Consider the following 11,664-nt stretch of genomic DNA (forward strand, 5'->3'; position numbering starts at 1 on the left):
GTCAGGCGACCGTCACGCCGCCTTCGGGGGAGTCGGTGGAGCGGCTGAGCTCCGCCCAGGCGTCGAAGTCGTCCTGGACGCGTCGGCGCCCGGCCGTGACCAGGCGCAGCGCGTCCGAGCCGAGCAGAAGGTGCACGGGCGGCTCCTCCACGTCCAGGAGGGTGAGGATGGCGTCGCCCGCACGATCCGGGTCACCGATGCCCTGCCCCGCGAGGGCCTGGCGGCGGGTCCGGATCGGGTCGAACAGCGCGTCGTAGTCGGCGATGCTGCGGGGTGCGCGGACCAGTGACCTGCCTGCCCAGTCGGTCTTGAACGCGCCGGGCGCCACGGCGGTGACCCGGACGCCGAACTGGGCGACCTCTTGTGCCAGGGTGCCGGTGATGCCTTCCAGCGCGTGTTTGCTGCCTTCGTAGAACGCCAGTCCGGGGAAGGTGGTGTGCCCGCCCATCGAGGTGATGACGAAGATGTGGCCGCCGCGCCGTTCCCGCATGCCGGGCAGGACCGCCTTCATGGTCGCCACCGTACCGAACACGTTGACCTCGAACTGCCGGCGCAGATCGGCCATCGACGACTCCTCGAAGGTGCCTTCGAGCCCGTAGCCGGCGTTGGCCACGAGCACGTCGATCGGGCCCAGTTCCGCTTCGGCGGCCCGGACCGTGGGGTCGATCCGGTCCGCGTCGGACAGGTCGAGGATGAAGGCGCGGGCGCGGTCGGGGTCCAGCGCCCGGAAGGCGGCCGCGTGCCGCTCGGTGCGTACGGTGCCCGCGACCCGGTGCCCGGCCGCCAGGGCTCGCCGGGCGACGGCCAGTCCGAGGCCGGTGCTGACGCCGGTGATGAGGAATGTCTTGCTCACTACGGATGTCCTTTCGTGGACGCCGGGCGTGCGTGCGCACGGCGGCATCGACCCCACAGGTTGGGCGGGATCGTGTCCGGGTGGTTTCAGTGGTGGTCAGGACCCGGCGGCGGCGTCCCGAGCGGTGACGGGTTCGCTGCCCCAGCTGGCCAGCAGCCGCAGGCGCTCCTCGGACGGCGAGCCGGACGGCGCGCAGTAGACGACGAGCGACTGGCCAGGGTCGGCGACCGAGGTGAAGATCTCGTACTGCAGTTCCAGGTCACCGGCGACCGGGTGGCGGAGGCGTTTGAGACCGGTGCTGCGTTCCTGGACGCGGTGTTCCGACCACCACGCCGGGAACTCGGGGGAGCGCATCATCAGCTCACCGATCAGGTTGGCGATGTGCTGGTTCCGCGGCTGGGCGGCGGCGGCCAGCCGCAACCCGTGCACGTAGTCACGGGCGACGCGTTCCCAGTCGCACCACACCAGGCGGGCGCGCGGATCCAGCAGCGTCCAGCGCGCCATGCTGCGTTCCCGGCGCGGCAGCTCGGCCACGTCGGGGAACAGCGACGCCCACAACCTGTTCCCGCCGACGACGGTGAGGTTCCGGTCGGTGACGAAGGCGGAAGCCGTCTCCATCGACTCCAGCACCTGCCGCAGCGCCGGTCGTAGCCGTGACGAGTGCTCGGCCCGGTCCTTGCGCCCGGCCGCGGCGCCCGCGAGGGCGAACAGGTGCCGCCGCTCGATGTCGTCGAACCGCAGCGCGTCGCACAGGGCATGCAGCACCTGTTCGGACGGCTGCCGGGCGCGGCCTTGCTCCAGACGGGTGTAGTACTCGGTGCTCACCCCGGCCAGTTGCGCGACCTCCCCGCGCCGCAGACCGGCGACCCGGCGACCGGCGTCGAACTCGACCGGCAGGCCGATCTCGTCCGGCGTGAGTCCGGCACGGCGGGCCCGCAGGAAGTCGCCCAAGTCGTTGTCGCCCATGCCCCAAGTCTGCTTCCTCGCCCAGCCGGCCACCAAGGGCGTAGCAGGCCCTGCCAGTACTACACACGTCCATGGTCAAGCACCGCTCGCCGCCTGCCCGCGGCGCCGGCGTCGGCCGCGCCGACCCTCCTTGTGCGGAACGGGCGGACCCAGCCCGCCTTTTCCTGCGCGGAGGCGGTGCGCGAGACGGTGTACGTCGAGACGCCGATGGACAGCGATCGCGACGGCCGCCGCGACCGGGTCGCCGCGGCCGTGATGCGCCCCGCGGAGGCCCTGAACGGGATGAGGGTCAGGTGCAGGGCACGGGCGCCTCGGCAGGATGCCCGACGACCGGTGGCCGTGAGGACGTCCTCAGCGCCACCGCGGCCGTCTGGCTCAACGGCCGGGCACGCGCCACCGACGCGAACGGGCGCGCGGTGGCCGCCGACTGGAGCACCGGCGCCGTGGGCCTGATCGGCCTCTCCTACGACGGCACTCTCGCCGAAGCGGTCGCCGCCCGAGGGGAGGGGCTCAGGACCATCGTTCCCGAAGGAGCGATCTCCAGCTGGTACGACTACGCGCGGGATCAGAGGATCGCCAATCCCGATTCCCGGCCGGTTCGCATGTGGTTCGGTCCGGCCGATTCGTCGGCTGTGGGCACCCTCGGAGACACGCCCGCCACGAGCGCGACCCAGACCTTCACCGACGGCCCCACGCGGTACGCAGCGGAAATGATCGCCAACCCGTCGGCCGGCGCACCTTCCCGGCTCGCCTACCTCGCGGCCCCCCTGCCCCCCCGCGCCGAGGGGCAAGCCGACCAAGCTGCCGATCGTCACGCACGGTTCCATCGACGTCAAGAACCGTGACTCCGTGACCCGTCCGAAGGCCGTCCGCCCCGGCCAGGCGTGCACCGTGAGCTGGCGCCTGCACGCCACGGACCACGTCTTCCCGGCCGGCGATCGCATCGGGATCGTGCTCGTCGCGAACGACAAGGACCACGTCACCACCGGCCCCGCCGCCAGGTCCGTGACCGTCGACCTCGGCCCAAGCAACGTGATGCTCCCCTTCTGAGGAGAACGACAGCATCTTCGACCAGAACCATCTGCGCGTCGAGGACGTCAGGGCGGCGACAGCAGGGGAGCCGCGGGAGGTGGTGGTGGCGGCGGAGGAGACGCCGACGTACCTGACGGACCTGTGCGCGGCCGAGCGGGCCGATTCCTACGGGCGTCCCGCCGCCTGCCGATCATTCACGGTACGCGGACCGCTTCCGGAACTCGCCGATCGCCTCGGCCACGTCGGCGTAGTGGTCGCGGATGAAGAAGTGGCCCCCGGAGAAGGCGCGCAGCTCGAAGCCGGCGCTGGTGTGCAGGCTCCACGCCTGCACCTCCGCCAGGCTCGTCAGGGGGTCGTCATCGGCGGAGAACGCCACGACGGGGCAGGACAGCGGGGCCTCTCCGCCGAACCGGTAGGTCTCGATCGCACGGTAGTCGGAGCGGATCACGGGGAGTACGAGGGGGCGCAGCTCCATGTCATCCAGCACCGCCGCGGCGCTGCCGTCCAGCATCTTCACGTGTTCGACCAGCGCCTGGTCGTCGAGCAGGTGCGTCATCTCGAAGCGGGCCCGGCTCGGGGCGCGTTGCCCCGACGCGAACAGCGCCACGGGGCCGCGGCCGCCCAGAGCCACGGCGGTCTGGAACGCCACGAGGGCCCCCATGCTGTGCCCGAAGAAGAGCCGCGGCCGGTCGTCGGACTCGGCATCCAGAGCGTCGGCGACCTGGCCGGCCAGTGTCCGCAGGTCCTTGACCAACGCCTCGTGGCGGCGTTCCTGCCTGCCGGGGTACTGCACCGCGAGCACCTCGGCCGAGGGCGAAAGGACGGCCGACAAGGCGTGGTAGAAGCTGGAGGAGCCGCCGGCGTGCGGAAAGCAGACCACCTGCAGGTCGCCTTCCGGCGACGGATGGAAGCGGTGGAGCCAGGGATTCGCTCGGGTCACTGCGTCCCTCCTTCGTGACGACCGTGCTCTTTTCGCAAAAGAAGCCGGGACGATGAAACGGCGAATCATCTCTCGCGAGAATGCCGATCATACCCACTCGCCACAGCCCGCTCCCGGCGAACCCGGGACGGGTAGGGGGATGTCCTGCTGAGCACAGCCTTTGCCGAGCACTGTGGAAGCGCCTTTACGGGAGGGATAGGGGAGAGACGCCGCATCCAGATGCTTGTCGCGAAAGCCGCTAGGGGGGACGTAAGGGTTGGGGTGTGGAAAACGCCCATATAGCGTGCCGGTTGAGCAGGCAGGAAGCCAGCCTTTCGAAAGGGAAGCGCCGTTTTCCGTAATGGCCGTCCACCGATGGTCACGGTGACGGGAGAGGTGTGTCCCGACGTCGTCCGAGAGCCGGCGCGTGCTCCCTTTCGCTGGTCGAGGCAGACGTCACGGGAGACACGATGAGAGAGATCAGCAAGGTCGGCATCGTCGGAGGCGGCGTCATGGGCTCGGGCATCGCCGAGGTGTGCGCCCGCCGGGGGCTGGACGTGCGCGTCGCGGTCTCCGCCGAGACGTCGCTCGCACCCGCCCGGCGGCGCCTGGTCGCATGGCTCGACCGGGGCCTGCGCAAGGGCGGGATCACCGAGGCCGAGCGGGACGCGGCCTTGGGGCGTGTGTCGTTCGTCGCCGATCTCGGCGAACTCGCCGACCGGCACCTCGTCTTCGAGTCCGTGCCGGAACGTGAGTCGATCAAGCTTGAGGTGCTGGGCGCGCTCGACAAGATCCTCGACGACCAGGACGCGATCCTCGCCTCGAACACCTCCTCGATCCCGATCATCAGGCTCGCACGGGCCACCGGCCGGCCGAGCCAGGTGATCGGGGTGCACTTCTTCAACCCGGCTCCCGTGCTTCCCCTGGTGGAGCTGATCGGATCGTTGCTGACGGCGGAGGCGACGTTCGCGCGGGTGGAGTCGTTCGTCGCCGGGACGCTCGGCAAGGACGTGATCCGGTCGCCGGACCGCGCCGGATTCGTGGTGAACGCGCTGCTCATCCCCTACCTGCTGTCGGCCGTGCGCATGGTGGAAAGCGGGTTCGCCCCCGCCGAAGTGGTCGACAAGGGCATGACGCTGGGCTGCTCCCACCCGATGGGCCCGCTGAGGCTGGCCGACCTGATCGGCCTGGACGTCGTGGCCTCCATCGCCGAGGCCCTGTACGAGGAGTTCAAGGAACCGCTCTACACGCCCCCGCCGCTCCTGCTGCGCATGGTCGACGGCGGCCTGCTGGGCAAGAAGGTCGGCCGGGGCTTCTACGACTATCCGTGATCCTGACCGGAGGACTGGTGGACTTCAGCGACAGCGCCAAGGGCGGCACCGCGATGATCTTCCCGGGGATGGGCCCGGTCCGGTTCGGGGACGTCGCCGAGTTCATGCGGGGCGATCCCGCCGCGCGCAGACTGATCGCCCTGGCCGACGACGTCGTCGGCTACCCGCTGACGGACCGGTTCCATCGGTCGGAGGGCGACTACTCGGAGGCGGCCCAGGTGGCGTTCATGGTGAACTGCCTGGCCCTCGCCGACTGGGCGGAGCGCACCCTGGGCGTGACGCCGGCGGTGTGCGCCGGACCGAGCTTCGGCGGCAAGGCGGCCGCGGCGTACTCCGGCGCCCTGTCCTTCGAGGACGCCGTCCGCATGACGGCGGGCCTGGCCCGCTGCACCGAGGAGTACTTCGGCCGGGCCCATCAGGACATCGTCACCTGCTCGTTCGTCAGGACCCCGGAGCCCAGGCTCCAGGAGGTGCTGGCCGAGCTCGACGAACGCGGCGAATGGCACGACCTCTCCTGCACCGTCGACCACGACTTCTTCATGCTCTCCCTGAGGGAGCGGCAGGTGGAGTGGCTGGAGCAGCGGGTGCGCGCGGCCGGCGGGCTGCCGCTGTACACGATGCGCCCGCCGATGCACTCGGCCGCGTTCGAGCCGCTGCGGCGCCTGGCCGAGGAGCGGGTCATGGGGGAGCTGCGCTTCGCCGACCCCAGGCTGCCGGTGGTGGACGACCACGACGGGACCCTGCTGACCACCGGGGAAGGCGTGCGGACGATGCTGCTGGACGGCTTCGTCAGGCCCCTCCGCTGGCCGGAGGTGGTGGCCGCGCTGCGGCGGCTGGAGATCGCCAAGGTGTGTGTCGCCGGTCCGGACGCGCTGTTCGGCCGGGTGGCGATCACCAGGGAGAGCTTCGAGGTGACGCCGGTGACCCCGAGGACGGCGATGACGCCGCCCCGGGCCCCGGTCGCCTAGACCGGCCCGGCCTGTCAGTGGCCGGGCGACCGGTCGGACAGCCCGCTCAGCACGCCCCACAGCGTGCCCGGAGTGCGAAAGGTGTCCAGGGCCAGCGCCTCGTCCTGGAACCGTACGTCGAATGCGCTTTCCAGAGCGGCCAGCAGGTCGACTATGCCGAGCGAATCCAGGCCGAAGGCCATCAGGTCGAGGTCCTCCTGAACCTTCTCGTCGGGTGCGAGAAAGGGGAGGCGCATTCGCAGAATGGTCTCGAACTGATCGTTCCACATTATGTGCGAACCCTTTCTTGTCGGCGGATTCGGAGTGCTGATCTATTTGACGATATAGGCCGTCTGCGGCAAAGTCCAGAAAATACAAGTGAATGCCAGGCGAGGAGGAAAGAATGGCAGGGGAATCCGTCTCGGCCCTCTACGGACTTTTTCTGGACGGCCTGCGGAAGTCGCCGGGCGGGACCGCGTTCCGGGTCGGCGACGACAGCGCGACGTACGAGCGGCTGCACGAGCTGGCCCTGTCGTGGGGCGGGGCGCTGCTGCGGACGCCCTCCCCGCGGCCCACTGCCGTGGGAGTGCTCGCCGGTAAGGGGACCGTCTGCTACGCGGGCATCCTCGCCGGCCTTGCCGCGGGGGTGACCGTCGTGCCGCTGCGCCCGGACTTCCCGGCCGCGCGCACCAGGCAGATGATCGAGGCCGCCCGGGTGTCCACGCTGATCGTCGACGAACGCGGGGGAGAGGTCGCCGCCACCCTTCGGGCAGAGGGCCTGGAGGTGCACGTCCTCGCGGTCGGCGGGAGCCGCGCCCTGCCGGAACCTCGGCCGGTCCGCGCCGACGACATCGCCTACGTGCTGTTCACCTCCGGCTCCACGGGCGTTCCCAAGGGAGTGCCGATCACCCACGGGAACACCGGCCACTACTTCCGGTTCCTGGCCGGGCGGTACGACTTCACCTGCGACGACGTCTTCTCGCAGACCTTCGACCTGACCTTCGACTGCGCCATGTTCGACCTGTTCTGCGCCTGGGGAGCGGGCGCGACCTCGGTGGCCGTGCCCCCAGCCGCCTACCGGGACCTGCCGTCGTTCCTGGCGGAGCAGGGCGTCACGGTGTGGTTCTCCACCCCGAGCGCGATCTGGACGGTGCGGCGGACCGGCGGCCTTCGCGCGGCCGCCATGCCGCACCTGCGCTGGAGTTTCTTCGCCGGAGAGGCACTGAGGTGCGCCGACGCCGCCGACTGGCAGCGTGCCGCCCCCGCCTCCGTCGTGGAGAACCTGTACGGCCCGACCGAGCTGACCGTCACCATCGCCGGCCACCGCTGGTGCCAGGAGATCTCGCCCGGGCTGGGCGTCAACGGCCTGTCGCCGATCGGGTCCGTGAACCCCGGGCACGACCACCTGCTGATCGAGGACGGACGGCTCGCGGACACCGAGGGAGAGTTGTGGATCACCGGGCCGCAGCTGACTCCCGGCTACCTCGACCCCGACCACGACAAGGGACGATTCGTGGAGCGTGACGACCGCGTCTGGTACAACACCGGTGACCGGGTCCGGCGGGCCGTCAACGGCGAGCTGGTCTACCTCGGGCGGGCCGACAGCCAGGTCCAGGTGCAGGGCTGGCGGGTCGAGCCGGCCGAGATCGACCACGCCGTGCGCAGCTGCGAGGGCGTCGAGAACGCGGTGACGGTGAGCACCACGGCCGGGAACGCCACCGAGCTCGTCGTGTTCTACACCGGGCGACCCACGTCGATCTCCCGCTTCGCCGCCCAGCTCCGCAGGACGCTTCCGACGGGTCTCATTCCCCGTCACTACCGCCATCTGGAAGAGCTGCCGTTGAACCCCAACGGGAAGGTCGACCGGGCGGGGCTGCGGGACAGGGCCGCGGAACTGGTCGCGGGGACGACGGTGGCCCCTGACGACCTTTGAGACCTTGACGCTTCGTTCCGGAAACGCGGTCAGTCCTCGCGGAAGCGGTTGATCTGGTCGATGTGGCGGGCGCGGAACTCGGGATCGTCGACGCCGAGGCCGGGACGCGGCGCCAGGCACAGCACCCCCACCTTGCCGCTGTGGGTGTTCTCGTGGACGCGACGGGCCGCCGCCCCGACCTCGTGCAGGCCGTACACGGCGGACAGTGTGGGGTGGACCGCCCCCTTGGCGATGAGCCGGTTCGCCTCCCACGCCTCACGGTAGTTCGCGAAGTGGGTCCCGATGATCCGCTTCAGGGCCATCCACAGGTAGCGGTTGTCGTACTGGTGCTGGTAGCCGGAGGTGGAGGCACAGGTGACGATCGTGCCGCCGCGGCGCGCCACGTACACGCTGGCGCCCATCGTCTCCCGGCCGGGATGCTCGAAGACCACGTCAGGGTCGTCGCCGCCGGTGAGGTCGCGGATCCGCGAGCCGAAACGCTTCCACTCCGTGGTGTCGGGGGTCTCCGGGTCCTTCCAGAACCGGTAGCCTTCCGCGCTCCGGTTGATGATCAGCTCCGCCCCTTGGGCGCGGACGAGCTCCGCCTTCGTCTCACTGGACACCACGCACACGGGGATCGCCCCGGCGCGCAGGACGAGCTGCGTCGCGTACGAACCGAGCCCGCCCGCGGCGCCCCAGACGAGCACCACGTCGCCGAGCTTGATCTGCCCCCCGTTGCGTGAGATGAGCTGACGGTAGGCCGTGGAGTGGACGAGGCCGGAGCAGGCCGCCTCCTCCCAGGTCAGGTGGGCGGGCTTGGGCATGAGCTGGTTCGCCTTGACCAGGCTGAGCTGCGCGAGGCCGCCGTAGTTGGTCTCGTAGCCCCAGATGCGCTGGTCGGGGTCGAGCATGCTGTCGTCGTGGCCGTCGGCCGAGGAGAGCTCGACCGACAGGCAGTGCGCCACGACCTTGTCGCCGGCCTGCCAGCGATGCACCCCCGGACCGGTCTTCAGCACGACTCCGGACATGTCCGAGCCGAGCACGTGGAAGGGCTGGTTGTGGCCGCTGGCGGAGGGGACCGACTTGGCGTACCGCTTCAGGAAGCCGAAGGTGGGCATCGGCTCGAAGATCGCACTCCAGACCGTGTTGTAGTTGATGCTGCTGGCCATCACCGCGACGAGCGCCTCGCCGGGGCCCGGCTCCGGCGTGGGGATGTCCCAGATGGTCAGGGACTTGGCGGGATCGCGGTTCTCCGTGGGAGTCCCGTCGAAGAGGTTGACGTCGTCGCGGAGCACGACCGCGCCCCGGTAGCTCTCCGGTATCGGGAGATGCCGGACCTGTTCGGCGTCGAATTCCCCCGACACCAGGACGTCTCTGATCTCGTCCATCGATTCTCCTTGGGTGGGTTGTGGCTGGGAGGTGGTGCCCGGATCAGGACGGGCCGAGCTGATCGTCCAGCGTGGCGAAGAGCTCTTCGTCCGTGAGGTCGTCGAGGTCCTGCTCCTCGGGCAGGTCGGACGCCTCTTCGGCCGCCAGCAGGATGGCCCGGCACCGCTTGCCGATCTCGGACCTGTCCTCGGGGGACATGCTCTGCTCCCGCAGCAGCCGCTCCAGCTCCTCCAGCTGGACGAGGACGGAGCCGGACGTGCTCGGCGCCTCGGGAAGAAGCCTGTTCAGGATGAAGCGGGCGAGGGCCGTCGGGGTGGGATGGTCGAAGACCAGCGTGACCGGCAACTCCAGCCCGGTGGCCTGGTTCAGCTGGTTGCGCAGCTCGACGGCGGTCAGCGAGTCGAACCCCAGCTCGTTGAAGACCCGGTCCGGCTCGACGGAGTCGTCCGAGACGTGTCCCAGGACCGTCGCGGCCGCCGACCGCACCAGTGACACCACCACCCGCTCCCGCTTGGCCGCGGGCAGGCCCTCCAGGGAGGCCGCCAGCCCCCTGTTCTCCTCGTCGTCCTCGCGGGTGGACGGACCGTCGAGCGCCTGACCGAACTCGGGCACGCCGCTCATCAGCGGGCGAGGCCGGGCCAGCGAGAAGACGGGCGCGAAGCGTCCCCAGTCGATGTCGGCCACCACCAGGTGGGCGGCGCCACCGCCCACGACCTGGCCGATCGCGATCGCGGCGGCGTCGGGCGCCATCGCCCTCAACCCGCTGCGGCCGAGCCGCTCCCCGGCGGCCTCCATCATTCCGCCGCCGCCCCAGCCGCCCCAGGCGATGGAGGAGCCTGCCAGCCCTCGGCCACGTCGACGCAGGGCCAGCCCGTCGAGGAAGGCGTTGGCGGCGGCGTAGGGAGCCTGTCCGCTCGACCCCCAGACGGCCGCGCCCGACGAGAACATCATGAACGCCTCCAGAGGGCGGTCACCCAGGAGCTCGTCCAGGATCACGGCTCCGCCGACCTTGGCCCGTCCGAAACGGGCGAAGTCGTCCAGGGTGATGTCGGCCACCAGCACGTCGTCGTGTCCGACGCCGGCCGCGTGCATCACCGCGGTCAGCGGGGCACCGCCGGGCAGCGAGCAGAGGAGGTCTCGCACGGCTGCGCGGTCGGTGACGTCGCAGGCCGTGACCGTGACCGCGGCCCCCAGGCCCGTCAGCTCCGCTTCCAGCTCGGGGACGCCCTCGGCGTCGCGGCCGCGCCGGCTCACCAGCACCAGGTGGTCGGCGCCCTCCCGCGCGAGCCACCGGGCGACGTTCGCGCCGACTCCGCCGGTTCCCCCGGTGATCACGACCGTTCCGTGCGGCTTCCAGCCCTGCGTCGGCTCTTCCTCGCCGTACGGGGATCGCACCATGCGGCGTGCGTGCAGGACGCCCGCCCGGATCGCGACCTGGTCCTCGCCCGTCGTTCCCGCCAGCGCATCGTGCAGCAGCGCGACGTCCGCCGCGCCGGGCGCGTGCGGCAGGTCGACGAGCCCGCCCCAGGTGTCCGGATGGTCCACCGCGAGCACCGCGCCCAACCCCCAGACGGAGGTCTGGAACGGGTTCACGGACTCGCGGGCCTCGTCGACGGCCACCGCACCCGCGGTGGCGAGCCAGAGCGGCGCGGTCACGTCGGCGTCAGCCAGCGCCTGCACCAGCGTGAGGACGGACGCGGTGCCGCGGGACAAGGTCGGGTGGGCCGCGCTCGGTCCGTCGTCGAGCGGAAGAAGGCACAGCACGCCGGACACGGGAGGTTCCGCGCGAAGGGTGTCCGCGAGCGTCGCGCGGTCCTCATCGCCGACGACAAGGGTGCGGACCTCGACGCCGTTCTCCGCCAGGCCGGCGAGGACGTCGCGGACGATCGGCAGGTCCTGACTGGGTACGGCCACCAGCCACGTCGCGTCCCCCGGTTTCTCCAGGGTGGGGGCGGTGGTCGTGCGCCAGGTCACCTTGTAGCGCCAGGTGTCGAGCCTGGACCTCTTGCGTTCCTCGTCCCGCAGTGACGTCAGGGCGGGCAGGACGGCCTTCAAAGAATCGGTGTCGACGTTCAGCCGGGTGGCCAGGTCGTCGGTGTCCGCCGACGCCACCTTCTCCCAGAAGCCGTCGTCCGCCGTGGAGACCGGTTTGCGGGTGGTCTTCGGGAGGAGCCAGTAGCGCTGGTGTTGGAAGGGGTAGGTGGGGAGGTTGGTGGTGGTGGTTGGGGTGGGGGTGAGGAGGGTGTTCCAGGTGATGGGGGTGGTGGTGTGGGTGTGGATGGTGGCTAGGGCGTGGAGGAGGGTGGGGGTTTCGG

General features: G+C 70.7%; 11 protein-coding genes. 5 read left to right on the forward strand and 6 right to left on the reverse strand.

Going from position 1 to position 11,664, the window contains the following annotated elements; translation table 11 throughout:
• Position 1: 1 nt before the first annotated feature.
• Positions 2-853: an oxidoreductase gene (locus tag ACIA8R_RS42465; RefSeq protein WP_397043247.1), complete on the reverse strand. Its 852-nt coding sequence runs from the start codon at positions 851-853 to the stop codon at positions 2-4.
• Positions 854-949: 96 nt separating this feature from the next.
• Complete coding sequence (locus ACIA8R_RS42470; protein WP_397043249.1) at positions 950-1,819, reverse strand: helix-turn-helix transcriptional regulator; 870 nt, start codon at positions 1,817-1,819, stop codon at positions 950-952.
• Between the two features lie 293 nt (positions 1,820-2,112).
• Between ACIA8R_RS42470 and ACIA8R_RS42475 the strand changes: the two genes are divergently transcribed.
• Together ACIA8R_RS42475 and ACIA8R_RS42480 are read left to right on the forward strand one after the other, a co-directional pair.
• A complete protein-coding gene (locus tag ACIA8R_RS42475; protein WP_397043251.1) occupies positions 2,113-2,664 on the forward strand; it encodes a CocE/NonD family hydrolase in 552 nt (183 codons plus the stop codon).
• A 4-nt stretch (positions 2,665-2,668) separates the two neighbouring features.
• Entirely contained in the window at positions 2,669-2,869 is a 201-nt protein-coding gene (locus ACIA8R_RS42480; protein ID WP_397043253.1) for a CocE/NonD family hydrolase C-terminal non-catalytic domain-containing protein, read from the forward strand.
• Positions 2,870-3,041: 172 nt separating this feature from the next.
• Here ACIA8R_RS42480 and ACIA8R_RS42485 read toward each other — a convergent pair whose 3' ends face one another.
• Positions 3,042-3,791 (reverse strand): alpha/beta fold hydrolase, encoded by a 750-nt coding sequence (locus ACIA8R_RS42485; RefSeq protein ID WP_364103797.1) that lies wholly within the window; start codon positions 3,789-3,791, stop codon positions 3,042-3,044.
• 449 nt (positions 3,792-4,240) lie between these two features.
• Between ACIA8R_RS42485 and ACIA8R_RS42490 the strand changes: the two genes are divergently transcribed.
• Together ACIA8R_RS42490 and ACIA8R_RS42495 are read left to right on the forward strand one after the other, a co-directional pair.
• The gene (locus ACIA8R_RS42490) at positions 4,241-5,101 is read left to right on the forward strand and encodes a 3-hydroxybutyryl-CoA dehydrogenase (RefSeq protein ID WP_357701635.1); all 861 of its coding nucleotides are present in this window, start codon (positions 4,241-4,243) and stop codon (positions 5,099-5,101) included.
• On the forward strand, positions 5,098-6,069 hold the full coding sequence (locus ACIA8R_RS42495) for an ACP S-malonyltransferase (RefSeq protein WP_397043255.1): 972 nt from the start codon (positions 5,098-5,100) through the stop codon (positions 6,067-6,069). Before ACIA8R_RS42490 ends, ACIA8R_RS42495 begins: the two co-directional genes overlap by 4 nt.
• Positions 6,070-6,083: 14 nt before the next feature.
• On the opposite strand, the gene ACIA8R_RS42500 is transcribed toward ACIA8R_RS42495, so the two are convergent.
• Positions 6,084-6,338, reverse strand: a complete 255-nt coding sequence (locus ACIA8R_RS42500) for a phosphopantetheine-binding protein (protein WP_357701639.1) — start codon at positions 6,336-6,338, stop codon at positions 6,084-6,086.
• Between the two features lie 113 nt (positions 6,339-6,451).
• Here ACIA8R_RS42500 and ACIA8R_RS42505 point away from each other — a divergent pair, with 113 nt between their 5' ends.
• On the forward strand, positions 6,452-7,981 hold the full coding sequence (locus ACIA8R_RS42505) for an AMP-binding protein (protein ID WP_397043257.1): 1,530 nt from the start codon (positions 6,452-6,454) through the stop codon (positions 7,979-7,981).
• A gap of 29 nt (positions 7,982-8,010) precedes the next feature.
• Here ACIA8R_RS42505 and ccrA read toward each other — a convergent pair whose 3' ends face one another.
• Together ccrA and ACIA8R_RS42515 are read right to left on the reverse strand one after the other, a co-directional pair.
• Positions 8,011-9,348 (reverse strand): crotonyl-CoA carboxylase/reductase, encoded by a 1,338-nt coding sequence (gene ccrA / locus ACIA8R_RS42510; RefSeq protein WP_397043259.1) that lies wholly within the window; start codon positions 9,346-9,348, stop codon positions 8,011-8,013.
• 43 nt (positions 9,349-9,391) lie between these two features.
• A partial coding sequence (locus ACIA8R_RS42515) for an SDR family NAD(P)-dependent oxidoreductase (protein ID WP_397043261.1) occupies positions 9,392-11,664 on the reverse strand: 2,273 nt, incomplete at its 5' end.

Origin of the sequence: Nonomuraea sp. NPDC051191, from assembly GCF_044455665.1 — a bacterium.
Taxonomy (GTDB): domain Bacteria; phylum Actinomycetota; class Actinomycetes; order Streptosporangiales; family Streptosporangiaceae; genus Nonomuraea.

Excerpts from the sequence above, each read along its gene's own strand:
- ACIA8R_RS42500 (WP_357701639.1), bottom strand. The coding sequence starts at position 6,338 with ATGTGGAACGATCAGTTCGAGACCATTCTGCGAATGCGCCTCCCCTTT.
- ACIA8R_RS42470 (WP_397043249.1), bottom strand. The coding sequence starts at position 1,819 with ATGGGCGACAACGACTTGGGCGACTTCCTGCGGGCCCGCCGTGCCGGA.
- ACIA8R_RS42505 (WP_397043257.1), top strand. The coding sequence starts at position 6,452 with ATGGCAGGGGAATCCGTCTCGGCCCTCTACGGACTTTTTCTGGACGGC.
- ccrA (WP_397043259.1), bottom strand. The coding sequence starts at position 9,348 with ATGGACGAGATCAGAGACGTCCTGGTGTCGGGGGAATTCGACGCCGAA.
- ACIA8R_RS42490 (WP_357701635.1), top strand. The coding sequence starts at position 4,241 with ATGAGAGAGATCAGCAAGGTCGGCATCGTCGGAGGCGGCGTCATGGGC.